Origin of the sequence: Alcanivorax sp. NBRC 101098, assembly GCF_001010505.1 — a bacterium.
Classification (GTDB): domain Bacteria; phylum Pseudomonadota; class Gammaproteobacteria; order Pseudomonadales; family Alcanivoracaceae; genus Alcanivorax; species Alcanivorax borkumensis.
In genome coordinates this window covers 2389071-2413590 of the sequence record NZ_AP014613.1, presented here as the reverse complement: position 1 = coordinate 2413590, position 24520 = coordinate 2389071, and the positions used below count along the sequence as shown (strand labels likewise).

Below are 24520 nucleotides of genomic sequence, written 5' to 3'. Positions count from 1 at the left end.
GGTAGGCAATCAGGCCCTCCGCATCAAGGTGCGGCGACTATTAAACAGGGCTCGATTTAGCCGGCGTGATTGCGATTGACGGGAATTAAATGGCCTGTCGCATAGAGTTTTGCCTGTTCGCGGGCTCCCGCCTATGCTTGGCGGGCAGGCATAGGCGGAATAGATGATAGAGAGACCGATGAGAGTCCAAGGATCAACCCGATGGAGCGGGATAGCTCATGACATCACCCTCTACAGATGCGACGAATGACGGATAGTGAATCGTTGCCACGTTTGTTGCGGGTCGCGCAACATCTCAGTGAGCAAAAGGATGTGCCGCGCTTGCTAAGTGCGCTGCTCAAGGAAGTACGCCACCTGTGCCACGCGGACACCGGCTGGGTATGGTTGTATACCGATGGCCGGCCGCAGGCCGGCTTGAATTGTCTGTGCCATGATGCCACCGGTGAAAGTGATGAAATAAAAGAGAGACCTCACTGGTTCCGCCCATTAGGCAATGACGCTGATGGCGGTATTGTCGAGCAGTGTTTTACCGCCGGAGAACCTCTCACCGTCGCGTTGACGCAAACTCGCCTTGGCGAGGTTGATCAGAAGTTGCTTGCCGAACTGGCTCCGCAGGCCAAAGGACTGCAGCTTTGGCCATTATATAACCATGAAGGCCTTGTTACTGGTGTGCTGCAATTGGCCTATGACAAGCCCGTGCCGCGCAACTTGCAGCGTTTGGGCGGAAATGGTCATCTGATGTTTCAGTCGCTGCTGACCTATGGCGGCATAGCCTTGAGTAACCTTAGCCAGGTACAGGAGCTAAAGGATTTGCTGGATGCCTTTATCAAGGTGCTGGCCCAGGCCATTGATGCGAAGAGCTCCCATACCAGTGCCCACTGTCAGCGAGTGCCGGTCATTACAGAAATGCTGGCCCAGGCGGCCTGTGATGATCAGATACTGTTTCCTGATTTTTCACTGGATGAGGATGGTTGGTACGAGCTGCATGTGGCCGCTTGGTTACACGATTGTGGCAAGTTGGCGACACCGGATTCGGTGCTCGACAAGTCCACTAAGCTGCACACACTGCATGATCGGATTAATGAGGTGGCCAGTCGCTTTGCAACTTTACGTGCGCAGATTCAGTTTCGTTATGAAAAGGCCAGCCTACTTAATCCAGCCGATGAGCCTGCCAGTCGCCTGCGCATGGAAGAGGATATCGGCGTACTGAAAGAGGAATTGGCTTTTCTTGAGCGAATTAACCGAGGTGGTGAGGCCATGGCGGCGGTGGACCAGCAGCGGGTGAAGGAGATCGCGGCGCGTACTTGGACTGATGTCTGGGGGCAGGAAAAGCCGTTGCTCAGCGACGAGGAAGTGTACAACCTGTGTATTGCGCGCGGCACGCTGACACCAGAGGAGCGACAGATTATAAATGGTCATATGGATGTGACCCTAGACATGTTGGGCTCGCTCCCTTTTCCCCGCAAGCTTAAGCAGGTGCCGGAATATGCCGGTGGCCACCATGAGAAAATGGATGGCACCGGCTTTCCGCTTGGACTCACCCGAGAGCAGATGTCGGTCCCCGCTCGCATCATGGCCATCGCTGATGTGTTCGAGGCACTGACGGCTAAGGAACGCCCTTATAAAACACCACTCAAACTCAGTGAAGCGCTAGGTATCATGCAGCGAATGCGCAATAACAATCATTTGGACCCGGATCTTTACCAGCTTTTCATTCGCTCACGGGTGTGGCGCCAGTACAGCGAGAAGCATCTAGACCCAGTGCAGTTGGATGTGGACGATGGCAGTCAATTTTTATGAAGGGCTTTTTGTAGATGCGCCGTTGGTGGCGCTCACAAAACTGCCATCCCATTCGTCTTTGAGGTTTTCTGTGCGTACTCTTTTTTTTGTATTGCTTTGCTTGTTGTCTTCTTTGTCCATAGCGAATGACTGGTTGTTGTCATTGGAAGGTCAACGGACTCAAGGGGCGTTGTTGCGTGGGCAGGTGGAGCGAGGTGTGACGGTGCGGTTTGACGATCGCACGGTGCGGACCACTGATGAGGGTTTTTTCGTTATTGGTGTAGGCCGTGATGCTGATTTACAACAGACGTTGGTGCTGGAAAAAAACGGTGAACAACAACAAGTTCTCGTGACGCTGGATAAGCGTGAGTATGCGATACAGCGTATCGAAGGGGTGCCTAAGCGCACAGTAGAGCCTCCACCGGAGGTGGTGCTAAAACGCATTCGTAAAGAAGTCGCCGAGATCAAAAAAGCACGGAATACAAACTCAGACTTGCTCGCGTTTCTGAGTGATTTTCAATGGCCTCTTACCGGGCGTATCAGTGGGGTGTACGGCAGTCAGCGAGTTTATAACGGCAAGCCTGGTCGGCCGCATTATGGTGTGGATGTGGCTCGGCCCTCGGGCACCGTGGTGGTGGCGCCAGCGGATGCGGTGGTGACGTTGGTGCAGAAAGATAATTATTACTCTGGCGGCACCCTGATTATGGACCACGGTTATGGGGTGTCGTCCACCATGATTCACCTTAGCGAAGTTTTGGTGAAAGAGGGGCAGACGGTCAAACAGGGCGAGCAGGTGGCGAAGGTGGGCGCATCTGGTCGTGCCACCGGGCCACACCTGGACTGGCGCCTGAACTGGTTCGAGGTCAAGTTGGACCCGGTTACTATTGTGCCGCCGATGAAGTAACAACCCTATTATTAGAGCGAAAAAAAATCGAGTTTGTGGTGTTTGCTTTGAGAAAACATAACGGAAGTTATATTGCGTTAATGTGCCCTCACGTATCCGACTGTTGTAGATACATTTTCAGCGCTACGGCATTGTTGTGAGCTTCGTCTTTAGCACCATAAACTAGCGTAAGGCCGCTGGTTTTGGCTTTTTTCGTAATGCATGTTGTGTTTCTTTATGCATGTTTTTTTGTAATTCATGGTGATATTTCTGGTAAAACGCGGCCCACTTTTTAGGGTCGTGATCGAACCATTTTCGCAACTCATCAGAAGGGGCTAATTCCTTGTTCCATTCGTCTATTTTCAGGTCCTCTTTACTGACGCCTCGTGGCCATATTCGGTCGATGAGAAGCCGATAGCCATCATTTGGTGCAGGCTTTTCGTAGGCGCGTTTGCAGTGAATGTTAATTTGCGTTGAAGACATGTCTGACCTCCCTAGACGGATAGCGGTTGTCTTTTTTTGAAGTAACGGTATCAGGTTTTGTTGCGGTGTTGTTCGCTGGTCTGGCAGTGCTGGGGGCAGGCACTGGAGCCGTGAGGGTGAACATATTGGGCGAGGATATAGACGGCGCCCCACAGGGATGCGGTAACCAAGAGAAGGAGAACAAGGCTGGGTAGCGGACGAATACGTTCGCGTTGTGGTGTTTCTTGCCTAGTCGGTGGTGACATGGAAGACCTCCGGTCAGCGTGAATCCCTGTATAACGCGGCAATGCGAATATGTACCTCGTCGAGCAGTGTATCGATGCGCTGCTGCACACTGGTGATCGCGTTGATCTGACTGCACGATTGGCCGCAGAACAGTGCCATGTCGTCGAGTTTCCCCTGGGCGCCCGTTAACGGTGAATCGGTGGAAAATAGATAAATCGGTTGCCCGTCCTGTTCGCCGATACAGGTATCCGGGTCGGCTTCATCGTAATCGCCTCGAGTGACGGCGTTGCTGAGCACGCGGACCGGCGCGGGTTCATGCCAGTTACGAGAAAAGCGCGTGGTGTAAACGGTATCGTCGGCGCGGGCATCAACGATGCGTTGTTTGTGGTGCGAGTGCGCATTGGCTTCATGGGTGGCAAGGAAAGCGCTGCCCAGGCTGACGCTCTGCGCGCCCATGGAGAACGCCGCCAGCATGGCGCCGCCGCTGGCAATGCCGCCGGAAGCCACCACCGGTACGTCGCTATTGGCGACGACCTGGGGGAGCAGTGACAAGGTGGCCGTGGTGCCACGAACATGGCCGCCGGCTTCGTGCCCTTGCACGATCAAGACATCGGCGCCTGCGGATTGTGCCAGGTCTGCATCGCGCTGGTTGCCCACCTGATAGATCACCTGCTTGCCTTCTTGTTTCAGGTATTGCACCAGGCCGGTATCCACATCCCAAAAGAACACAAAAGCGTCTACCTGTAGCGCCAGGCAAGTGGCAACTTGGTCCATCAGCAGACGCCGTTCTGTGGCGGCGGGAATCAGGTTAACCGCAAACGGGCCATCGTTGATGGCACGTAGTGCTTCCACTTCCTGGCGAATGCGTTCCACGGGTTCACGGACCATGCCCAGTACGCCGAAACCACCCGCCTGGTTTACCGCCGCCGCCAATTGATGGCGAGACACGCCGCCCATGCCTGCCAGCATGATAGGCAGTTCGCAGCCCAGGGTATGCAGCAGAGGGGTACGTAGTGGCTTAGGAAGCATCACCATTGCCAGATCTGATCAACGCTTTCATATAGGTTGACCAAGCCTTGGCGACTGACTGCCTGTACACCGTCGAGCAGGGTTTGGCGATCCAGGCCTCGCTCTTCCAGGTCTTCGGTAACCGCGAAAACGGGCACGCCACTGTGCAGTAGGTTACCTATATCTCGCGGTAGGTTGGCGGGTTGGGTTTGTGCCCACCCGGCAATCGTTAAGGCCGGTTGTGTTTGGTGCTGAGTGGCGTAATACACGGCATGACCGCTGAGTAGAACGGTTAAATGACCACCGGCACCGCGCATGGATTGGGTAAGCCAGAGAATGGTGTCGTCCTGCTCTTCGGTAGTGGTACGAAATGCCTGATCAATAACTTGTAGGGCTTTCATGGCTTACCTCGTGCCAATGGTGAGAGTGTTGAAGGCCTTGCTGGCGTAGCGCCATAAATCCGGTGGGCCGCCTCGCCCGCAGCCGTCGATCACGTCGTTAACGCCGCGTTCGTCTACACACAGCCCACAGTTGATCCACTCGAAGGTCAGCCCTTTGTCAGTGGCTTTTTGTTGCAAGGCGGCAACCCAATCTTTACTCAGCGGGTGGGATTCTTCTTCACGGTTGAGGCCGTGTACGGCGTTGCCATGGGGGGCTTGTTTGGAAAAAGACAGAGCGACAGCACCTTCGTAGGCAAACACGCGAACGTTAGCGTTTTTTTCCAGCGCGGCGTCCAGCAGTCGAAAAAATGTTACCGTGCGTTCACTCTCGAACGGTGGATCCATGAATGCAAAGGTCAGTGTTTTGCTATTACTCATGATGACTCCAATGACTCAATTCCAGATGACTTTTTCGCCGTCGAGCAGGGCGTCGATAACGGTGTCGAGACTGCTGCTGGCAATGTTTTCTTTCAGGTCCTTCTCCAATATTTGCCGTTGTTTCAGAGAAAAATTATCGGCCAGCACCGGTACGCCCCATTTCAATAGCTTGTCGAAATACACACTGCGCGCGCCTTTGTGGGCCGGGGTTACCCCGTTTTGTACCAGTAGCAGGCGCACGTTATGCCCGGCATCGTAGAGTTGGCCGGCAAGGGCGAACTGGTGCTCGGTGCGGACCTCGGTGAACGGGTCCTGGCTTTGGATAAACAAGTAATCGGACATGGTCACTCCTGATTCAATGGGGCTGGAGGGCAATGGGGTGGGCATCTGCCGGGTTGTTATTGAGTGGGGTGTTATCACGTTCGCAATCGAGTTGCTGACTGCGAATGAGGAAGTCACCAAACGATTCGCCACACTCTCTTTGCTGGGCAAAGGCTTCGAACAACGGAGCAATCAGGTCAATGAAAAGGCTTTCATTGACGTTGCTGGCGTACAGACGGTTGAGTCTGTCGCCGTTAAAACTGCTGCCCAGGTATAAGTTGTAGAGTCCCGGAGCGCGGCAGTTAGGGCAATTTCTGCGAGATAAGGGCGAGCACACCCGTTTGGGTAACCGGTTACGCGCAAGGTGATCGGTACTTGTCTGAGGCCGTACTGCTGTTTGAGGCGATTAAACAGATCAAGCGGGTCTGACATGTAGCGTTCCGCTTCGGCCATGGCCAAACCGCAGGTGGGGAAGGCTACGCAACTGAGCATATGGGCGGCTTGCAGGTCGGGCTTGAGCCGCTGGCTCAGACCTAAATCGTCCAGTCGCCAGCTGATCTGTTCCCGTTCGTGTTCTTCCACGTGGGTCAGCTGCAGGTTCTGGTTGGTGGTCATGCGGATACGTCCGCCGAACTGCTGGAAAAACCCTCCCAGTTGATCTCGCAGGGCGCCATCGACACGGCCATTTTCAAGATGCCGCTGCCCTCGGCAATCAGGATGACCGGAATGTGCGGGTCATCGGGCAAATGGAAGCGGGCGTTGCGGTGCGGATAAATGCGCACGGTGTCACCGGGTTCCAGAGTGAGCAGGTATTGGGAGGCAATGCCGCTTTCCTGCCGACCGGCAATGTCGTAGCGATACGCTTTCACGTTCAAGTGCAGCTCATCGTCGATGTGCTCCAGGCTGTTGGCCACATCGTACAAGCGCGGTTGCAGCGGGCGCAGGGCATCGACCAGGGCTTGCGGGTCCGGTGTGGCGGGCGCCTGACGTAGCAGATCCAGTACCTGGACGGTTTTCAAATATTGCCGCTGTGCCTTGCTGGGGGCTTTCAATTGCTGTTTCAGAATCGGGCTATCACTCGGCTGCGCCCACTGTTCCAAAAAACGGGTGCTGGGGATGGTCAGGTCTTGATGCTGGCGGAGTGCTTGCACCAATGGCATGGATTCGTCCTGAACAATGACCGGCGCCTCTCCAGATAGATGGCAGGCATCCAGCACGGCGGCGACCAATGCCGGTGGGTTGTCGGCGAGTACCCCGACCGCATCCCCAGGGGCGAGGGAGAAGTCCGGGGATTTCAACGCCAGCTCCAGATGATGGATCGGCGCGGTCCGCTGCGGGTGGCTCAAGTTTAGGTTTTCCAGTACCTCGACACTGAGCGGATGCCTTTTGCTGTAGGTCAGTGCGGAGTGGGCGGGCGCACTCGTTATCGTGGATGTGGCTCCACGCTGATCGCTACGGGGCAGCTGCTCGCGTACGGCTTTACCCCAGCGGGCAGCGGGTTCGTCAAAGTCTACGTCGCACTCCTGACGCGGGTGCAAGCGCGTGCCGCCCAGCGCTTCCAGTCGCTCATCCAGCTGCTGGCCGGTGACACAAAAGTGCTCGTAGCTGCTGTCGCCCAGTGCCAGTACCGAGAACTGCAGGCCTTCCAGGCGCGGTGCATTATCGGCCATCAAGGCGTCGTAAAAAGGCACCACGGGTTCGGGAGGGTCTCCATCGCCGTGGGTGCTGCAAATAAGCAATAGGTGTTTGCGTTTGCTGAGTTGTCGTGTCCGCAATTTGGCCAAGTCTTGCACGTCCACGCGAATGCCTTGCTGGAGTGCCTGTTCGGCCAGCGCTTGGGCGATGCTCTCACTGTTGCCGGTTTCGCCCCCGTAGGCGATAAGCACGGCATTACTTGGGGTGGGGGCAGCCTGTGGAGCGGCCGCCGGCGCGCCGGCAGCCAAGTAGCCACTGAGCCAGAGGGCTTGGCGTTGATCCAATAGGCCTAGCAGTTGTTGAACCTGTTGCCACTGAGGGGCGGAAAAGGGGGTTGTCGTTTGCGGGGGCGTCATGGAATGGGGCGCTCCGGTTATTACCATGACAATGAGTATGAAGGCTCTTTTTTATAGGCAATAATGAAATATAAGAGAGTTTAATATCGAAGATTTTGATATAAGTTTGGTTTGAGCTTGTGTGAGGAGCCCCCATTGGATATTGATCTGGCCCGTACCTTTTTGGAAATCGTTCGCACCGGCAGTTTTATGGCAGCGGCGGATCGGTTGCACATAACCCAAACTACAGTTACAGCGCGGGTGCAGAACCTGGAAGGGCAGCTGGGGTGCCGGCTGTTTGTGCGTAACCGCAGCGGGGCGACGCTGACGGATCACGGAGAGCGGTTTGCCAGCCATGCCAGCCAGCTGGTTCAGACCTGGGAAGCTGCCCGCAGGGAGCTGCCGTTACCGCAGGGCGCTGAATCAGTGCTGACATTGGGGGCGGAGATCAGCCTGTGGAATCCACTGCTGCTCAACTGGCTATCGGCGCTGCGGGAGGTGTTGCCGGATGTGGCTTTGCGTATTGAGGTGGGCGAGCCCCGTTCATTGCATGAGCGGCTGGAGCAGAGCGTGCTGGATGCGGTGCTGGTTCATCAGCCGGATTACTGGCCCGGTATGCAGGTGGAGCAGTTGCTTGAAGAGAAACTGATTCTGGTCCGCACCCCCCACACGGCGGAGCCCTATGTATATGTGGATTGGGGGGCGCATTTTCGCCAGCAACACGATGTGGCGCAGCCGGAAAAGGCCCGTGCCGGCCTAACTATGGATTTGGGGCCGCTGGCGATTCAGTACCTAGTGGCTAATGGGGGTAGTGGCTATTTCCGAACCCGTGTTGCTCAGCCATATTTGGAAAACGGGGCGCTGATTCGCGAAACCGACGCCCCCGAGTTCAGTTACCCGGTGTTTCTGGTGTATTCCCGTGCCAGAAAAAGCGTGCAGCTGGAAAGTGCCTTCTCTGTGTTGCAGACCACACTGGATGATCAGCCGCAGTGGTAACAGTGAGATGGCGCTGGGGTGTGAGGATTATAGTGTTTCTGCGCGCCGTTCTATGAGAAACCGCTCTTAAGTGAAAATTCGCGAAAATAATTTTCTCAATAATGAAAACGCCGCTTTCTTTTTTGAGGCTTGCTATATTTATTATTCCGGCTATGGTTGCTTCTATATTCGGTTCAAGCTCAATGTAGGAACGCCGTTGTGTTTTATCTTTTCTCTCTTTGGATGGATTTTCTCCCCACCTTTCCGGTTTAAGCCGGGCGGAACCCGTCCGGCTTATTTTCCGTTTTCGACATCGTTCGATACCCCCCTCTTTTCTTATTAATTTGGTGAACGGTTTATGGCTGCGCTTATGAAGCGTTTGTCGTTGTTTCGCTATGGCTATGGAAAACGCTATTTAGCAAAAACACCCCTGTTCTTTCTTTCGCCGGTTCGGCTCATGGAAGTGATGGAGAAAATTGAGATGTTGCGTGGCGTCGAGAGCGATCTTGCTGCGGCAGCGGTAGGCGATCGCGTTTTTTTATTCAGCCTTGAAGATGAAGAGCAGATGTCTTTCATTTTGGCAGAAGCTGGAAAAAGACCCCTGGATAACAAAGATCTTTCTGTGCTTTCCCCGCTGGGCGCGGCTTTGCTTGGGTCCTTGCCTGGCGCGGTGGTCAATGTGGATTTTCTCGGTCATCGACACCGATATCTTTTGTTGAAAGTAAAAAAACCAGCAGGAAGTAGAATTTTTAACGAGAAGAAGGAGGGTTCTGTTTTGCACGGTTTGCCGTAAAGAATACGAAAAAGTATGCAGTCAAATTGAAGGAAAAACGTTATGAGTAAAGAAAAAACGAAGAAAAAACCGCAAAAAACTCTAAAAGAGAAACGACGAGAAAAAAGAGCCAATAAATAATGGCGACAGGGCGCCTTGAGTGCCCTGCTTTAAACTTGTTTGAGCAGGATGCGAAGCTCATCGCTATTATCGGTGAAGTCTGCCAAGTTGTATTGATCTAGAGTCTGAAGAAAGGCGGCTTGGGCTTTGCCTAGTGCGTTTTTCAGCTTGCAGGCAGGGTCTATTGGGCAAGACGATTCTGTGCCAAAACAGTCCAGTAGTTTGAGGTTTTCTGTCTGCCGTATCAGCTCCCCCACGTTTATCTCGTTTGCAGGTTTGGCCATTACCAAGCCGCCGCTCCTGCCTCTTAAACTCTGCACATAACCCAGTTGTACCAGTGTCTGTGCAACCTTGGCTACGTGGTTGTTGGAGATGTGGTACGCATCGGCGATTTCCTGGATGGTGGTTGGGAGCTTGTCATGCCGTAGGGAGAGGTAAATGAGAGTCCGCAGGGCGTAGTCCGTATGTGTTGTGAGTTGCATGGCTTGACCTCCAAAAAATGAGTATCTAATATGCCCATTTAAAAGAGGCATGTAAAATACCTATTATTGGTCGCCAACAGGAGTCACGCCATGCTTACCCAGAGCCAACTGGCTGTTATTAAACAAACCGTTCCTGTGCTGCAGGAAAATGGAGAGACGCTCACTCGGCATTTCTATGCGCGTATGTTTCGGGAAAACCCGGAGGTGCAAGCGTTTTTTAATCCGGCCCATCAGCAGGCCGGAACCCAGCAGCGCGCTCTGGCTGGTGCTATTTGTGCCTATGCCCAGCACGTCGATAACCCGGCTGCACTGGCGGATGCCGTGGAATTGATTGCCCAGAAACACGTTTCTTTGGGGATTCAGCCACAGCACTATCCCATTGTTGGTGCAAACCTGCTGGCCTCCATTCAAGAAGTGCTGGGGATCGATGAATCGTCGGAAATTATTGATGCCTGGGCGGCGGCTTACGGTGCACTGGCGGATATTTTTATTGGGCGTGAAGGAGCGCTGTATCAGCACCAGCAAGATACTTTCGGATGGCAGGGTTTCAAGCCCTTTGTTGTCGCTCGCCGTGAGCAGGAAAGTGAGAATATTGTTTCTCTTTATCTTGCTCGCCAAGATGGGGAGGCACTGCAGCCACATCAGCCTGGCCAGTACATTACTGTGCGGGTGACGCCGCCGGGTGGGCTACCGGTAATGCGTAACTACAGCTTGTCCTGTGCGCCGGGGGAAAGCCATTACCGAATTAGTGTGAAACGGGAGCGAGCCCTCGCTGACGAAGCGCCCGATGGGGTGTGCTCCGGTTATATCCATGAGCATCTTCAGGAAGGTGATGTTGTCGAGGTGGCGCCACCCTGTGGTGAATTTACCCTGGCCGATGCGAATGCTGAGGGAGTGCCATTAGTGTTAGTTGCCGGTGGGGTGGGCGTCACGCCGCTGCTCTCGATGCTACATGGGGCGCTGGCTCACCAACAGGGTCGTGAAGTGATCTTTATCCAGTGTGCCCTGAATGGCGCTGTTCGGCCTTTTGCTGCAGAGTTGCAGCAGTTGGCGGACAACCACGATAACTTGCATTGTCATGTTCGTTATAGTGAGCCGTCTGCCCAGGACCAGGAGAAGGTTGACTTTGACAGCACAGGGTTTCTGGATTGCGCATTGCTGGATCAGCTGGTGGGCGATCGCCGCGCAGAGTATTATTTTTGTGGTCCGGTACCGATGCTCAAAGCGGTGTATGGGCTGTTGCAGGATAAAGGTGTGGACGATGCCGATATCCATTATGAGTTCTTTGGACCGGCAGAAGGACTTGCGGCGTAAATAGCAAGCTGTTGCGGATTAGCGTGCAAACCCACTGTGCCAACTTAATCGGTAGGAGGGCACACTCAACCACGTGTTAGCCGTTTTTGATATGACGCTAAAGCTAAAGGCTTGGCCGCGCTTAACATTCAGGGCGCGGCCTTTGTAAGTAAGAATCAATGAATCAGTTTTGCGTAGCCGCCGTTTAATTCAATACCTCAACCACGCCTTGATTGCTCATCAGTGCTACGCGGTTTCTACCGGAGCCTTTTGCCTGATAAAGTGCTTCGTCCGCCATCTTTAACAGCTGTCCGCCATTTTCTGCATTGCTGTCCGAGCAGGCGACCCCGACACTGATGGTAACTACTTGGCTGATCCGGGAGCCGCTGTGGGGGATTCCGAGCTGTTCTACCCGGTTACGCATGCGCTCGGCAAACACCAGTGCATCGTTGAAGCTGGAGTCCGCCAGGGTAATGACAAATTCCTCGCCACCATAGCGAGCGACGAAATCGGTATCGCTTTGCACCATCCCCAGCGGCACACTCGCTACTTTTTTCAGGCACTCGTCCCCGGCTGGGTGGCCATAGGTGTCATTGTATTGTTTGAAGAAATCGATATCGAACAATATCAGGGTAATGCGCTCGGGGGCATCCGGGGTTTTTTGTTTTAGCTGGTGATAAAGGTGGTTCAGGCGGCTTTCCATTCCCCGGCGATTAATACAGCCGGTCATGCCGTCGACAGTGGCCTGATTTTCCAGCACCAGATTGGCGGAGTGTAATTCATTTCTGTGCTGGAATAGCACGTGTTCGGAGAGAAAGTACTGGCGCAGAAGCCGTTCGTAAACATATTGGCCGAACAGCCCAGTGCAGGTAAAGGCCAGCGAGACCAGCACCAAGGTGGTTGGTTCAAAGGGGTACCGGCCGGGGTTGAGCTGCAGGCTAAAGATCATGCAAGCAATCATGATCGCCGAGCTGCCCAGTGCTACATAGAAGGGCACTCTGATCAAGATGCAGATCATCAGGATAGCCAGTGGTGTATGCAAGAAAAAGGGATAGGACAATGAGGGCTCAATGGTGACGCCTAGATAATTGCCGGTGAGCGAGATGGCAAAAGCGAGCACTAGAGTGGCTTCGTGAAGCCAGTTGCGCCACTGAGGTTTGCGCAGCAGCACAAGGCAGCCACCGGTGAGCATCAAGGTGAACAGCCTTGACCGCCAGGAAAAGCTTAAGACATCGACAGAAATGCGTGACTCAATAAACATGGCGGAGACAATAAGGAATGCCACTAGAGCCAGGGCCCAAGGCGTAGACTTAGCCGCGCTGGCCCGGAAGTAGAGGCGGAAGTCCTTTTCCAGCGGTTTGGGCAAGCGCAGATGCCACGGTAACGTAATATCGTTGCCGGTTGGCAATGGCGTGTGGTTCTGGTTTGCAGTCACAGCGGTAAAGACTCCTGTCGGTCCATGAATCGGTGACGGCGTTTTTTGAGCATCATGTAGTCATCATAGTGCAAAGTGTTGCCGAACAGATAATCGCCGCGTGGTTAGTAGCGGCGTATTGTAGGGACAGAAGGCCGGTTGTCGTTAGTCTTGGCGCGTCAACTTAATCCAAAAGAGCTAATAGTGCTTGTTGCTTGCTCCGGGAGAGTTGGCGAAAGCGTTCCAGTAATGCGGTTTCTTCATTGCCCTGTGGAACGGGGGTTTCTGTGTGGGGCAGGGTTTGGGGCCAATTGTCCAAACTGTGCTCCAGACGGGCAATAATTTCTGCATTCATGCTGCGATGGCTATCATTGGCTGCCTCGGCGACCTGGTTTCGCATGCCATAGGGAAAACGAACCACGAACTTTTCAGTCCGCGTGGTTGCGTTGTTTGTCATATTAACCTCTGAATCACGCCTACTTACATATGGCTGGCGCACGAGGCTTGCCGGCCTATGACAACAGAGCAGGCTGTGCTGTTATCGGGATACAAGCTGCAGGCTGTTGCAATACCTTGAGGGGTGGACACATCGCAATTTTCTTACGGGAACACCTTTGGTACTCAGTTTTTGTGTTTCGTATGGAGCATGGATTGCTAGGCTGATAAAAAATGAGCACATAAAGCATTTGCATCAGACAGCCGAACCTTACGCATTTTTTTGCTTTAAAGCGATACTAGCAGCGTGCCAGTATTGCAATTTGTTAATGCTCGCTACCGTAAAGGCTATTACGGGGGAAAAGGTGTGTTCATGTGAACCGGGGACACGATGTCAGCGCGGATCATACAGTGTTACAATTTCTTTTACTGATGTAAGAATGGGCGGCTATTCACTTAATGAATATTGGGGCGGCAGATTTGAATCTGCTCAAGTATCTGGATGTGCTCTTACGCGAGCAGAATGTGACTCGTGCAGCGGAGCAGTTAGGCATTACTCAACCGGCAATGAGTAACTCCCTGAAGCGGCTGCGGGAATTGTTTGGCGACCCGCTGTTGATCCGTACTAGTGATGGTATGACTGCGACGGAACGAGCCCATGAGTTGCGGCCGCTAGTGCGTCAAATTCTTTCTCAGGCAGAGCAGCTGTTCACCCCCGAAGATGTTTTTCAGCCTGCGGATAGCCGTCGTGTTTTCCGGATCATGACCAGCGATTATGCGGAAGCGACCCTGGTGCCGCATATTGTGCGCCGCCTGCGTGCCGAAGCGCCCAATGTGGTGCTCGATTTTTTGACGCCGTCGGATGTGAGCTACCAAGACATGGAGCAGGGCCGGGTCGATATGGCGGTGAACCGCTTTAACGAAATCCCAGGATCGTTCCATCAGGTGAGCCTGTGGAAAGACTCGTTCTCTTGCCTGCTCAATCGGGATAACCCCATCGCGAAAGGGTTCGACTTAGATAGTTATCTGTCTGCTCAGCATATTTGGGTGTCGAAAACTGGTTTCGGGGTAGGGTTTGGTATGAACCCGGAAAAGCTCGGCGGGTTGGGGTGGATTGATCATGCGCTGGAGCAATTGGGCACGAGCCGTAAGATCAGTATCTTTACGCGTCACTATCAAATGCCGGCCTTGTTGGCCATGAACAATGACCTGGTAGCCACGCTCCCTAGCCGTGTGGCAAGAATGCAGGCTCAAAATGAGCGTTTGCTGATCAAGCAACCGCCGTTCGATATTCCCGAATTCGAATTGAAGATGGCCTGGTCGTCGCTGCTGCATCACAACGTAGCCCATCGCTGGCTGCGCCGGCTAATTCAGGAGGAAGCGGAGCGTATTCTGGCAGAGGAATAAGAGACGTTACGCGTGCCGAGCTGAACGTTGAAAACACGAATTGGTGTGTTGTCGGCCTTGTAGCGTTTTGTTCGTGCGCCATGGCCGAGGTGCGAGCTGTGCACTTCGGCTTGGCGCTCCATCGGTAGGGATAGGGTCGTTCCCTTGCTATTAGATTACCGGCGTGCTGCTGAGCCAGCTATTGTGGGTCTTGCCCGGCATGTTTTCGCCGGCGTCGGCAATGGCTCCTTTACCTACGCCTTCGAAGGCCCGGACACGAAAGTGTTTGCCCGGGGCTTCGGTGGCCAGTTGATTGGCAATGTGGGTCGCCAGCTGCTCTACGGTGGTGTCTGTATCGATCATGTAGCAGTGATCTTCCGGGATCACCAGTTCAAAATACCCCTGCTGTGCATCGTAGCGGAATCGGTGATGGGGGATTTCGTCGATATAGTAAGTGCCTTCCAGGTCCTCTTCGGTGCCTAGATAAATATCTTCCCAGCGATCCGCCCACAGCTTTTCCCAGTAACGGCTGCGGCGGCCATTCTCGAAAATGTGGATATTGGAACGGTGGCCGTGAGCAATGCGCTGGCAGTTGCCATCATGTTTTTTTAGACCGTGTGAATAGTGGTAAAACGGCGCGGTTCCAGTATCTTCTTCGCGCAGAACTACGCGCACTTCCTCCACATTTTTGGGCACTACGGTTTGGATCAGGTCCATCAGATACAGGGTCAGGCTGGCCTTGGTGACTTCCGGGCCGGCCATTAAAAGTAGGCTTTGGTTGGGGGCGATCATACGGATGGTGCCGCCACGATATATCCACTCAAGGCTGATGTCTTTATCGCGCTCAGTAATAGTGACCTGGTCACTGTCGACCGGAACCAGTAGGCGGTGATCGACATTGTCATCAATGAGCTGTTTGATTTGCTTCTTGATGTGGCCAAAATCGAAGACCATGCCCTGATCATCTAGCTCGCCGCTGAGTTCTAGGTCAACAAGCCATGATTCACCCACCATACCGCGCTTGGAATGGAGGTAAGAGAAATCGGCGACAGTTAAATTTTCGACAAAAAGAGTGGCCATGCTATTCCGGTGATGATGGTGGGTTTAGACAGGCCACTATAATGCCATTATTCTGGGCTGCCGCTAAGGTGCACTGTGGTCCACAGCGAACATTTTACGAGCAGTTATCGCCGTAGCTGTGAACCGGGGCACACCCGATACACAGTGAAATGCACATCATGAGTACCAATGCCCTGCTTTGGTCTAGCGTTACCCAAGGAGTGAAAAGACAATGGCTGAAACCCTGTTCTCCAAGATCATCGACCGTGAAATTCCTGCTGATATCATCTTTGAAGACGACCAGTGCCTGGCTTTCCGGGATATCAACCCGCAGGCGCCTACGCATTTTCTGGTGATTCCCAAGAAGCCGATTGCTAAGTTGTCTGATGCTGAAGAAGCCGATCAGGCGCTGCTTGGGCATTTACTACTGGTGGCCAGCCAGGTGGCCAAACAAGAAGGGCTGGAGGATTTTCGCTTGAACGTGAATAACGGCGCCGGCGCCAGCCAAACTGTATTTCACCTGCATGTGCATGTGCTGGGTGGGCGTTCGTTTAGTTGGCCGCCAGGCTGATCTCCTGGTCGCGTGTAGGTCGACCAAGACCGTTTAATTCCCTTACCGGAGTACCTAAAATGGCGCGCCGTTTGCAGCGCAGTGCGGTGAACAAGGTGTGTGAGTTGCTGTTGCTGGGCCATGCCTTGGATACGCTGAATGCTATTGTTGTGGAACTGAGAGCGCACGGGTACAACCACGCATCCCGCACGGCCATTGTCCGCCTGGATGCCAAGCAGGATGGGGTGCTCCGGCAGTGTGCCCACTCAGCCGATGGGGTATATCGCGATACGGTAGTGTTCCCCTCTCTTGAACAGGAGTGGTCTGCGATGCGAAAGAACCTGGGGTATCGATGGGCGGGTAGTGCGCGGTGAATTACCTCGCCCACCTATCCTTGGCGCAACCTACGGTATCATCGAAGGTTGGCAATGTGCTTGGGGATTTTATGCGTGGAGTGGACGTTAGTGAGCTGACGGGGCCACTGCGCCGAGGCCTGGATAACCACCGTCTGGTGGACCACTTTACCGACCACCATCCTTGGGTTACCTCGCAGCGTCGAACCTTTTCGTCTGGCCGCCGCCGTTTTGCTGGGGTGGCACTGGATGTGCTGTTCGACCATTTCCTTTGGCAGCATTGGGTGCGGTTTTATGACGTCCCCAGAGAACAGGCTATTGCGCACCATTACCGCCAGCTTGAACAGGGATTGCCCTTAATGCACGGGCCCATGCAGCAGCGGGTAGAGCGATTGATCGCGTTTGATTTGCTCAATCAGTACGGTGATTTGACCAAGGTTGGCGAGGCGCTGGATGTGATCGCTGCGCGGATTCGGTTTGCCAATTCCTTCGGTGGCATCATTGAGGAAATCGGGTCACGTTATCGGGAGTTGGAAGAAGGGTTTCTGACGTTTTACCCCCAGTTACAGGCGAAGGTTAGGGAGAGCGGGCTGGAGTGAGGGCGCTTTATTGACAAGCCTCACGTTTCACGCTCCAGAGAGCGCGACATTTTTTCAACAAAAGGGCTGCGCCAAGACTTCGGACGCTGCCCTTCTGTTTCAGAGCTTTTTGCTCTCTTGCGTGTTGCAGCTTGTCGTTGGCAACTCCCCTTGGCTTATAACGCAGGTATACCCAACTCGGCCATGGTGTCGTAATACAATTCATCAGCCAAGCTGCTATTGCGCGCCCGGGGCGAGCGAAGAGCCGTTTTATGGTTAGCGAAATATTCCCCGGTGATGCCTACGTATTGTTTGTCTAAGGCCAGGCTTACCGGAAGCGAAGCGGCTTTTTCCGGGGTGGTGAGCGTAGGGCGAATGAGCGCCATAATGGCGTTGGGGACGTGGCGAAAAATCGGGGTGTCCACGCCGCCGGGGTGCAGAGCGTTGCTGGTAATGCCAATTTCTTTCAGACGGTCTGCAAGCACATTGCTGAACAGGATGTTGGCCAGTTTGGACTGCCCGTAAGCATCCATAATCAGATAGGGTTTGCGGCCCTTCCACGTTTTCTTATTGATGCGGCCTAGCCAATGAGCCACAGAAGCCACATGGAGGATGCGCGGTGCGGTGCCTTTTTTTAACAGCGGCAGCATTAGGTGGGTGAACAGTACTGGAGCGAGATAATTCACTCCGAACTGCATTTCATATCCGTCTTTGGTGAATTCCTGCCGGGTCGGGACCACGCCGGCATTGTTGATCAAAACATCAATGTGTCCCAGTTCTTGATAGAGCTGAGCCGCGCAATCACGGACTTGTTCAAGATCTGCCAGATCCAACGGAAATAAGCGTATTTTTGCCTGCGGATGAGCATTCTTGATTTTGGCAATGGCGGCTTGGCCTTTCGTTTGGTCGCGGCAGGCGAGGATGACCTCTGCGCCGCGCGCGACGAGTTGTTCTGCCGTGCAGAAACCAATGCCGGAATTACCGCCGGTGATGAGTACGCGTTTGCTCATGGCTATGGATGCCCTTTTTCCTGTTGGTGTGTTGCCAGCTTAACAGGCCTCACAGGGCGGGGGTGGAGCCGGTCAGGCCATTTTTTGTGTTTTTCTGTGGTGTTTGGCTTCGGGTAAGCCATTGTGCAATGTCCCTGCAAATTCGCTGCCATTCCTGGCTCTGAAGTAACAGGTGTGGCGCTTGCGGGTAGAAACGGTATTTCCCTTGGTTGTTAGCAGATAAATGCTGGCGCAGATTCGTAATGCCGGCCTCGGGGACGGAATGGTCATTGCCTCCGTACAGCAATAGGGTGGGGATGTTGAGGTGGTTAGCGGAATCGCTGGCGCTGTCGGCTAGCTTGATCAGGCCCCAGTAGGCGTCCATGCGTACCTCACGCATAACGCGGGGGTTCTTGGCCAGCCGTTGCGCACTGAGGGGCGACAGGCTAGGGTCGTCAGCTCGGCGCTCCACGGTCAGTAGGTAGCCAGGGGCTAGAGTGGCAGCGGTTGCGATAGCTGCATTCCAGCCGTAGCGGAAGGGAATGCCTTCGCGCACTGCAGGCGCGGCCAGCACCAGCCCAGCGAGTTTGTCCCGTTGTTGTTGGGCGGCCAATATAGCTACAGCACCGCCTAAGCTTTCACCGAACACAAACAGGGGCTGCGGGTATGCCTGGTGCAGTCGACGAATTTGTGTTGCTGCGTCGTCAACCAGTTGGTGCTCACCTGCCCAGCGGCTTTGTTTTTGTCGGTCGCCGAACCCTGCCTGGTCATAGGCCACAAACAGATAGCCGGCGTCCGCGAACCAGGGGCCAACCTGTTCAAAGGCCGCGCCGAAATCACCAAAACTATGTAAGCCTAAGATGACACCCCGAGGCGGGCCAGTAGGCGCCCACTCGCGCAGCGTATTGGTGAGGAGCTTAGGTATACTGCTGCCCTTGGGTGGTTTTTCAGAGTAAAAGCCACACGCAGCCATCAGTGCCCCAATAAAAAGAATAAGAGAAAAGCGAATAACAGGATGAGCAGAGCGGAGAGTCATGCCATGACCATAGCAGTGTCGTTGCAACGGCGAGTGAATGTAGCCCTTTTTTCTTTGGTGTTAGTCGCTAGCTCTTCACTGGCTTCACGTTGTGAAGCGCAAGACGTGCCATCGGTCCCGATGATGGAATTGACAGTGACGGCCTCGGCCTATAATTCACTGTATGGGCAGGGGGCGGGAAGCGACCATGCGTTGGCCGCCTGGGGCGATCGGTTAAAACCGTGTATGCAAGTCATTGCTGTGTCCCGTGATTTGATTTCAATGGGGCTTACGCACAATGTGGAAGTTACCATCGAGGGCTTGCCTGGTGTTTGGCAAGTGAAGGATAAGATGCATCGCCGCTGGAAACGCAAAATTGATATTTATATGGGGGAGGACTTGCAGGCTGCACGTGAATGGGGGCGCCGTAAAGTCAAAATCCGTTTCCCTCGGCCGAAGGAGTAGTTGCAAGCTGAAAATTACAGTAGGTATAACTGGTTTCAGCTTTCAATGCACAGGAGCCGAGGCCAGACCTTGGCCATGGCTCCTTTATTTTTAATCCTTATTATCTTTTCCGTCGTGCGGCAGCTTAACGCTTACGACGTTTTTATTCGCGGCTAAGAAATGTCATGGTCAGCTTGGTGGAAACACTGGGCAATACCTTGTCCATCAACTTAATTAACTTAAATGTGCGGCCTACAGGATTGTGAACCGGCACGTTTTCATTTGCGGCTTGCCAGGCTTTAGCGGCGATGTCTTCGGCGGTGAGATTGACGCCCAAGCGGTCCACTACCGGGGCGCGGAAAATGGCCCCGTCGATCATCGGGGTCTTCACAAAGGGGGGCATGATATCCACCACGCGAATACCCTGGCGTGCCCATTCGATATTGAGGGCTTCGGTGAGTGCTCGCACGGCAAATTTGCTGGCGGAGTAGGACGCTAGATGCGGCACCCCGTAGAGCGCAGAGGCGGAACTCATGTTTATCACTACGGGCTCAGTGCTCAGTTGTAGATGGGGTTGAGCCGCCAAGGTCATGTTGATCAACCCCATCACATTGATATCAATGATTTGTTTATGCTGCTCGGCACTGATGTCTTCGAAATGCCCCATGCGCAAAACCCCTGCGCAGTTGAAGAGCACATCAAAGCCCTTGCCTTGAGAAAAGCTCTCGCAGGCTTTCTGGCAGGCGGTTGCTTCGGTTACATCCAGACGCTGATACCAGCTGCCATTCAGTTCTCTGGCGAGCTTGGCTAGGGCGGTTTCATTGATGTCGGTAAGGCCCACCTGCCAGCCCTTGTTATGGAAGAAGGTGGCGGTGGCCAACCCAATGCCGCTAGCTGCGCCAGTAATCATGATGCGTTTCATGCGTGAGCGTCCTCTTCATGGTCATGGATGGCATGTTGGTGAATAAAGCGTGCGCAGGTCATCAGAGCGTGATCCGAGTCTGCAAGTACACCCGCGTGTAATTGAAAATCGTGCCAGCGTTGCGGGTGAATCTGTAGCCGTGTTGGGGTGCCCGCTTCGTTTAAAGCAGCGCACAGACGGTGGCTATCATTAAGCAGAATTTCATCGCCGCCGGCTTGGATTAGCGTGGGGGGCAAGTCACTTAGTTCGCCGAACAGCGGGGAGCACTGGACATTGCGGGTATCATTACCCGCATAGGCGTCAGCCGCGCTGGCTAGCCAGCTATGGCTTAGCATGATATCTCGGTCGGTGTCGTAAAGCTGTCCCAAGGTTAGGTCAACCCAGGGGGAAAAAAGAATAACGCTGCTGGGTAGCGGCTTACCGCTGGCTTTTAACGCTTGCAGCGTGGCCAGTGCTAATCCGCCTCCAGCGGAGTCGCCCATCAACGTTAGAGAGCCGGGGCTTACGCCGCTCTCTAGCAGAGCTAGGTAGACCGCGACGGCGTCTTCGATGGCGGCAGGGCAGGGGTGTTCCGGAGCGAGCCGGTAATCCGGCACCACCACATGGGCATTGGCGAATTTGGCTAGGTGCGAGGTAATGGACTTGTGGCTGTCCGGACTCCCAGCCACGTAACCACCGCCATGTAAATAGAGCACGGTAGTTTGTGCATGCAACGGCTGGTAGTGGCGGCAAGGTACATTGGCTAACGCGTTATCGTGGCTGCCGATGCCTCGGGCTTTGAGGGTACTGTGGGCCATAATGTCTAGCCAGCGCCGCTGTGCAGTAAAGCTGAAGCGTGGATTGGCAACGGGTTTGAATAGTAGTGCCAGGGATTGGCGTAGCGTGCCTGCCAGTACTTGTTGCAGTGTCGACTGGCTACGGCTGATGCGATCAACAAACAGGCTCATAGGGATTTGTACTCGTAGTCGTTGAGTTGCAAGTGTTGGGTTTGGCGGCGGTAGTCAAAAGTGAAACCGGGCCAGTTGTTGGTGTTCTTACCACTATCGGTTTTGTACCAGCTGTGGCAGCCCTTGTCCCAAACGGTGTCGCTGATTTTGCGCTGCACGTTATCGTTGAAACGCGCTTGTACGCTCTCGCGTACTTCCATGGAATGAAGCTGTTGGTCGTCCATTTCTGCCAAGCATTGTTGAACGTAATGGATTTGGCTTTCCAGCATGTAAATAATCGAGTTATGGCCCAGGTTGGTGTTGGGGCCATAGAGCATGAACAGGTTTGGAAAGCCTCGTACAGTAATGCCGAGGTACGCTTCTGCACCGTCCCGCCAGGTGCTATTCAGGTCTTTTCCGTTGCGGCCAGTAATGGTCATTGGAGTAAGAAATTCGGTGGCCTTGAAGCCGGTACCGTAAATGATTACATCCACTTTGTGGTGGGTGCCGCTACTATCGGTGAGGCCTTTCTTATCTACCGCATCAATACCGTAGTTGATCACTTCCGTATTCGCTTGGGCTAGCGCAGGGTAATAATCGTTGGACATCAGGATGCGCTTACAGCCCATGGGGTAATCTGGGGTTAGTTTTTCGCGCAGTACTGGGTCTTTAATCTGTTTTTTCAGTTGTCGGGCAAAGAGCCATTCGTAGACGAGCATGGCTTTTTGGAAGGAGGTAAACCCCAGCACCCGTGCTTCATTGGCGGCATAGATACGCATGCGATCCAGGGTTTGTGTCACGGGCAACTTTTTCAGCATCCAGTGTTCGGCCTTGCGGTAGGCGCGATCCGGTTTGGGAATCACATGTGCTGCAGAGCGCTGGAACAGTTTGACCTTGCCGGCCACCTTGGCAATTTCGGGAACAAACTGAATGGCGCTGGCGCCGGTGCCGACCACGGCTACGGTTTTACCGGTGAGGTCCTCATCGTGGTTCCAGCGAGCACTGTGAAAGTGCGGGCCCTGAAAGTCTTCAATTCCTGAAAGTGGTGGGTAGGCGGGTTGGTTGAGCTGACCGGTGGCAGTGATCAACGCTCGGCAGGTGATGACCTCGCCGTTGGTCATGGTGATTTCCCATAAGCCGGGTTCATCCAGAAAACGCGCCTCTGCCACTTCTGTGTTGAAGCGTATATGGCGGTATAGATCGTATTTGCGAGCGCAGTATTGCTGGTAGGCAAAAATCTCTTTTTGCTGGGCGAAGCGACGGCTCCAAGGGTAGTGGCGCTCAAAAGAGAAGGAGTACAGATGGGAAGGCACATCACAGGCGGCACCGGGGTAGGTGTTATCGCGCCAGCAGCCCCCCACGTCGTGGCCCTTCTCAATAAGCAGCAGATTATCTTGGCCTTGAGCTTTTAGGCGAATAGCCATGCCCAGCCCGCCGAAGCCGGCACCAATAATGACCACGTTGTGCGTTACTTGCATGGGAAACAATCCGGTTAATAACGTTGCCATCCACTCTAGCGATACATAAACGCTTTGTTTATGGCATTCTGGGACATAAATTTGTGAAATACGGACATTATGGCGGTACAGAGAGCGATAACCAGCGTGCGGATGCAGGTGGCCTTTGCCGAAGAGCAAGGCGTGCCGGCCTCTGTGTGTCTGCACAATTCGGGGATTGATTTGGCGATGCTGGGCCAAGCAGATTGCACTATTGGTGCGGAACAGGAGCTCACGGTGGTACGCAACTTGTGCCGGGCTCTGGGCAACCATGCAGAGCTAGGCTTAGCCATGGGGCAGCGTTACCACCTGAGTAGCTATGGAGTATGGGGGTTTGCGTTGTTGAGTAGCCCCACCTTTCGTCAGGCTGTTGAGCTGGGGCTGCGCTACCTAGACTTAACATTTGCTTTTCTGGATGTCTCTCTCCAGCAGGAGGGGAATGATGCCTTGCTGATTTTGGATGACAGTGGCGTGCCGGAAGAGGTTCGCGAGTATCTGTTGGCCCGGGATGCCAGTGCGGTGATGATGATTCAGGAAGAGTTGTTTGCCGGGCGGGTTCCCTTGTCTTCACTGGAAATACGGTTGCCGCCGCGAACGGCGGCCACCTTCGAATCTATTTTTGGACTGGTGCCGGAATTTGGTCGTCCTCGTAGTCAGGCGCGTTTTGCTCTGGGCCTGCTTGATATGCCACTGCCCCAAGCCAACCCGGTCACGGCGCGTTTATGTGAAGAGCAGTGTCACCAGTTATTGGTGCAGCGTTATCGCAAGGGCAGCGTGGCGGCGCAGGTGCGTCGGCGGTTATTACAACAGCCGGGTCGCTTTCCGGATATGGAGGCGATGGCACAGGAGCTGGCGATCACCAGTCGTACCTTACGCCGTCATCTGCAAGCGGAGGGTACAGGTTATCGGATGTTGTTGGATGAAGTTCGGCAGATGCTGGCGGAGCAATGGCTCACTCTTGGCATCCTCAGCCTGACTGAAATCAGCGAACGTCTGGGCTTTTCGGAGATAGCCAACTTCAACCATGCCTTCCGCCGCTGGACCGGGCAGAGCCCGGGCAGGTTCCGCCGTGAGCGGCAGGGATGATGGGTTCTACCATGACAGCCATTCTTAACAGCGCTGTTGTGCTTGTTGAGCTTTGTGACGGCGGAGATAAGCCCGTTTTTTTTATGGCATTGCGGGTAGCTTCATTTCTCCTTCCTTGTCGAAGGATAAAGGGATCGGTACCCCGGCCACCCGTGATTTGCCCACTAGCCGGTATTGCAGTGGCTGGTCTTGGTTCTGCTGAATTTTCTGTAATTGCTGCAGGCTGCCCAGCAGACTTGTGGTGATGGCGGTCGTTACTTTGGTATCACCCATGGCCGGCAAGGTAATGCTTTCGTTGGTGAGCCCGCGGGCAAACTTCTCCCCGTTCACGTAGATCTCATAGTCCAAGCTGTTGAGCGTTAGCTCCCGATCGTTGGGGTTTTGGACCCGAAGCGTCAGCCCCCACTCCTGCTCAAACAGGCTGAAGCTGTTCAGATTAATACCGGAGACGCTAACCTCTGGAGACTCTAGGCCAGCGAGGCTCTGGCAGCCGCTCAGGATCAACAGGCCCATGGCGACCCACAAGGAAAGCACTTTCTTCATTCTTCACTCCATTGATATACGTTGTTAGCAGGCAGTTAGAGACCAGCATAACCGGAAAGTTGCGAGAGTGGGGGTGAAAGGCGTGCGCAGATGAACGCGGTATGTGCGATAGCAAGAGGAGGATAATGCGTGCCG

Annotated in this window: 29 protein-coding genes; 11 read left to right on the top strand and 18 right to left on the bottom strand. The window is 54.1% G+C overall.

Features of this window, described 5'->3' with window-relative positions; genetic code table 11:
- Nucleotides 1-237: 237 nt before the first annotated feature.
- Nucleotides 238-1800 (top strand): HD domain-containing phosphohydrolase, encoded by a 1563-nt coding sequence (locus AS19_RS10890; RefSeq protein WP_046962074.1) that lies wholly within the window; start codon nucleotides 238-240, stop codon nucleotides 1798-1800.
- Nucleotides 1781-2683: a M23 family metallopeptidase gene (locus tag AS19_RS10885; protein WP_231483358.1), complete on the top strand. Its 903-nt coding sequence runs from the start codon at nucleotides 1781-1783 to the stop codon at nucleotides 2681-2683. Before AS19_RS10890 ends, AS19_RS10885 begins: the two co-directional genes overlap by 20 nt.
- A 162-nt stretch (nucleotides 2684-2845) precedes the next feature.
- On the opposite strand, the gene AS19_RS10880 is transcribed toward AS19_RS10885, so the two are convergent.
- The 8 genes from AS19_RS10880 to AS19_RS10845 form a co-directional block, all read right to left on the bottom strand.
- Entirely contained in the window at nucleotides 2846-3145 is a 300-nt protein-coding gene (locus AS19_RS10880) for a DUF488 domain-containing protein (protein WP_144412643.1), read from the bottom strand.
- Between the two features lie 50 nt (nucleotides 3146-3195).
- Entirely contained in the window at nucleotides 3196-3390 is a 195-nt protein-coding gene (locus AS19_RS10875) for a hypothetical protein (protein ID WP_144412641.1), read from the bottom strand.
- 13 nt (nucleotides 3391-3403) lie between these two features.
- Nucleotides 3404-4399, bottom strand: coding sequence for a nitronate monooxygenase family protein (locus tag AS19_RS10870; protein WP_231860804.1), 996 nt, complete (start codon nucleotides 4397-4399; stop codon nucleotides 3404-3406).
- Complete coding sequence (locus tag AS19_RS10865) at nucleotides 4399-4779, bottom strand: DsrE family protein (RefSeq protein WP_011589407.1); 381 nt, start codon at nucleotides 4777-4779, stop codon at nucleotides 4399-4401. The genes AS19_RS10870 and AS19_RS10865 overlap by 1 nt, the downstream gene beginning before the upstream one ends.
- 3 nt (nucleotides 4780-4782) lie before the next feature.
- Nucleotides 4783-5196, bottom strand: a complete 414-nt coding sequence (locus AS19_RS10860) for a DsrE/DsrF/TusD sulfur relay family protein (RefSeq protein WP_035458819.1) — start codon at nucleotides 5194-5196, stop codon at nucleotides 4783-4785.
- 15 nt (nucleotides 5197-5211) lie between these two features.
- Nucleotides 5212-5538 (bottom strand): DsrE family protein, encoded by a 327-nt coding sequence (locus tag AS19_RS10855; RefSeq protein ID WP_046962072.1) that lies wholly within the window; start codon nucleotides 5536-5538, stop codon nucleotides 5212-5214.
- A 171-nt stretch (nucleotides 5539-5709) separates the two neighbouring features.
- The gene (locus AS19_RS10850) at nucleotides 5710-6171 is read right to left on the bottom strand and encodes a hypothetical protein (RefSeq protein WP_231860991.1); all 462 of its coding nucleotides are present in this window, start codon (nucleotides 6169-6171) and stop codon (nucleotides 5710-5712) included.
- Complete coding sequence (locus AS19_RS10845) at nucleotides 6129-7568, bottom strand: sulfite reductase flavoprotein subunit alpha (RefSeq protein ID WP_231860803.1); 1440 nt, start codon at nucleotides 7566-7568, stop codon at nucleotides 6129-6131. Before AS19_RS10845 ends, AS19_RS10850 begins: the two co-directional genes overlap by 43 nt.
- Before the next feature lie 135 nt (nucleotides 7569-7703).
- Here AS19_RS10845 and AS19_RS10840 point away from each other — a divergent pair, with 135 nt between their 5' ends.
- Nucleotides 7704-8543 (top strand): LysR family transcriptional regulator, encoded by an 840-nt coding sequence (locus AS19_RS10840; RefSeq protein WP_046962070.1) that lies wholly within the window; start codon nucleotides 7704-7706, stop codon nucleotides 8541-8543.
- 349 nt (nucleotides 8544-8892) lie between these two features.
- Complete coding sequence (locus AS19_RS10835; RefSeq protein WP_231860801.1) at nucleotides 8893-9315, top strand: GreA/GreB family elongation factor; 423 nt, start codon at nucleotides 8893-8895, stop codon at nucleotides 9313-9315.
- Between the two features lie 149 nt (nucleotides 9316-9464).
- Here the strand turns inward: AS19_RS10835 and AS19_RS10830 are convergent, their stop codons facing one another.
- A complete protein-coding gene (locus AS19_RS10830) occupies nucleotides 9465-9896 on the bottom strand; it encodes an Rrf2 family transcriptional regulator (RefSeq protein ID WP_011589398.1) in 432 nt (143 codons plus the stop codon).
- A gap of 90 nt (nucleotides 9897-9986) precedes the next feature.
- Between AS19_RS10830 and hmpA the strand changes: the two genes are divergently transcribed.
- A complete protein-coding gene (gene hmpA, locus AS19_RS10825) occupies nucleotides 9987-11210 on the top strand; it encodes an NO-inducible flavohemoprotein (RefSeq protein ID WP_011589397.1) in 1224 nt (407 codons plus the stop codon).
- Between the two features lie 184 nt (nucleotides 11211-11394).
- Here hmpA and AS19_RS10820 read toward each other — a convergent pair whose 3' ends face one another.
- Both AS19_RS10820 and AS19_RS10815 read right to left on the bottom strand, forming a co-directional pair.
- The gene (locus AS19_RS10820; RefSeq protein WP_011589396.1) at nucleotides 11395-12624 is read right to left on the bottom strand and encodes a diguanylate cyclase; all 1230 of its coding nucleotides are present in this window, start codon (nucleotides 12622-12624) and stop codon (nucleotides 11395-11397) included.
- A gap of 163 nt (nucleotides 12625-12787) precedes the next feature.
- On the bottom strand, nucleotides 12788-13060 hold the full coding sequence (locus tag AS19_RS10815) for an Arc family DNA-binding protein (protein WP_011589395.1): 273 nt from the start codon (nucleotides 13058-13060) through the stop codon (nucleotides 12788-12790).
- Nucleotides 13061-13497: 437 nt separating this feature from the next.
- Here AS19_RS10815 and AS19_RS10810 point away from each other — a divergent pair, with 437 nt between their 5' ends.
- The gene (locus tag AS19_RS10810; protein ID WP_035458916.1) at nucleotides 13498-14445 is read left to right on the top strand and encodes a LysR family transcriptional regulator; all 948 of its coding nucleotides are present in this window, start codon (nucleotides 13498-13500) and stop codon (nucleotides 14443-14445) included.
- A 150-nt stretch (nucleotides 14446-14595) separates the two neighbouring features.
- Here AS19_RS10810 and AS19_RS10805 read toward each other — a convergent pair whose 3' ends face one another.
- Nucleotides 14596-15504: a 6-carboxytetrahydropterin synthase gene (locus tag AS19_RS10805; RefSeq protein WP_011589393.1), complete on the bottom strand. Its 909-nt coding sequence runs from the start codon at nucleotides 15502-15504 to the stop codon at nucleotides 14596-14598.
- Nucleotides 15505-15715: 211 nt separating this feature from the next.
- Between AS19_RS10805 and AS19_RS10800 the strand changes: the two genes are divergently transcribed.
- The 3 genes from AS19_RS10800 to AS19_RS10790 all read left to right on the top strand — a co-directional run bounded on the left by AS19_RS10800 (nucleotide 15716) and on the right by AS19_RS10790 (nucleotide 16985).
- Nucleotides 15716-16054 (top strand): histidine triad nucleotide-binding protein, encoded by a 339-nt coding sequence (locus tag AS19_RS10800; RefSeq protein WP_011589392.1) that lies wholly within the window; start codon nucleotides 15716-15718, stop codon nucleotides 16052-16054.
- 59 nt (nucleotides 16055-16113) lie between these two features.
- Nucleotides 16114-16407 carry a GNAT family protein gene (locus AS19_RS10795; RefSeq protein ID WP_186326991.1) on the top strand — a complete coding sequence of 98 codons (294 nt, stop codon included), beginning with the start codon at nucleotides 16114-16116 and terminating at the stop codon, nucleotides 16405-16407.
- A gap of 71 nt (nucleotides 16408-16478) precedes the next feature.
- Nucleotides 16479-16985 carry an acyl carrier protein phosphodiesterase gene (locus AS19_RS10790; RefSeq protein WP_011589391.1) on the top strand — a complete coding sequence of 169 codons (507 nt, stop codon included), beginning with the start codon at nucleotides 16479-16481 and terminating at the stop codon, nucleotides 16983-16985.
- A 155-nt stretch (nucleotides 16986-17140) separates the two neighbouring features.
- Here AS19_RS10790 and AS19_RS10785 read toward each other — a convergent pair whose 3' ends face one another.
- On the bottom strand, nucleotides 17141-17974 hold the full coding sequence (locus tag AS19_RS10785) for an SDR family oxidoreductase (RefSeq protein ID WP_011589390.1): 834 nt from the start codon (nucleotides 17972-17974) through the stop codon (nucleotides 17141-17143).
- Between the two features lie 49 nt (nucleotides 17975-18023).
- Complete coding sequence (locus AS19_RS10780) at nucleotides 18024-18989, bottom strand: alpha/beta fold hydrolase (protein WP_231483352.1); 966 nt, start codon at nucleotides 18987-18989, stop codon at nucleotides 18024-18026.
- Between the two features lie 3 nt (nucleotides 18990-18992).
- On the opposite strand from AS19_RS10780, the gene AS19_RS10775 reads away from it, so the two are divergent.
- Nucleotides 18993-19433, top strand: a complete 441-nt coding sequence (locus AS19_RS10775; protein ID WP_011589388.1) for a 3D domain-containing protein — start codon at nucleotides 18993-18995, stop codon at nucleotides 19431-19433.
- A gap of 142 nt (nucleotides 19434-19575) precedes the next feature.
- Here AS19_RS10775 and AS19_RS10770 read toward each other — a convergent pair whose 3' ends face one another.
- Genes AS19_RS10770 through AS19_RS10760 form a run of 3 tightly spaced genes read right to left on the bottom strand, consistent with a single transcriptional unit; the run spans nucleotide 19576 to nucleotide 22738 of the window.
- Entirely contained in the window at nucleotides 19576-20334 is a 759-nt protein-coding gene (locus AS19_RS10770; protein ID WP_011589387.1) for an SDR family oxidoreductase, read from the bottom strand.
- Entirely contained in the window at nucleotides 20331-21281 is a 951-nt protein-coding gene (locus tag AS19_RS10765; protein WP_011589386.1) for an alpha/beta hydrolase, read from the bottom strand. The genes AS19_RS10770 and AS19_RS10765 overlap by 4 nt, the downstream gene beginning before the upstream one ends.
- Nucleotides 21278-22738 carry an NAD(P)/FAD-dependent oxidoreductase gene (locus tag AS19_RS10760; protein ID WP_035458801.1) on the bottom strand — a complete coding sequence of 487 codons (1461 nt, stop codon included), beginning with the start codon at nucleotides 22736-22738 and terminating at the stop codon, nucleotides 21278-21280. Before AS19_RS10760 ends, AS19_RS10765 begins: the two co-directional genes overlap by 4 nt.
- A 99-nt stretch (nucleotides 22739-22837) precedes the next feature.
- Between AS19_RS10760 and AS19_RS10755 the strand changes: the two genes are divergently transcribed.
- On the top strand, nucleotides 22838-23842 hold the full coding sequence (locus tag AS19_RS10755) for an AraC family transcriptional regulator (RefSeq protein ID WP_011589384.1): 1005 nt from the start codon (nucleotides 22838-22840) through the stop codon (nucleotides 23840-23842).
- Nucleotides 23843-23923: 81 nt separating this feature from the next.
- Here the strand turns inward: AS19_RS10755 and AS19_RS10750 are convergent, their stop codons facing one another.
- A complete protein-coding gene (locus tag AS19_RS10750; RefSeq protein ID WP_046962068.1) occupies nucleotides 23924-24385 on the bottom strand; it encodes an LEA type 2 family protein in 462 nt (153 codons plus the stop codon).
- Nucleotides 24386-24520 lie beyond the last annotated feature (135 nt).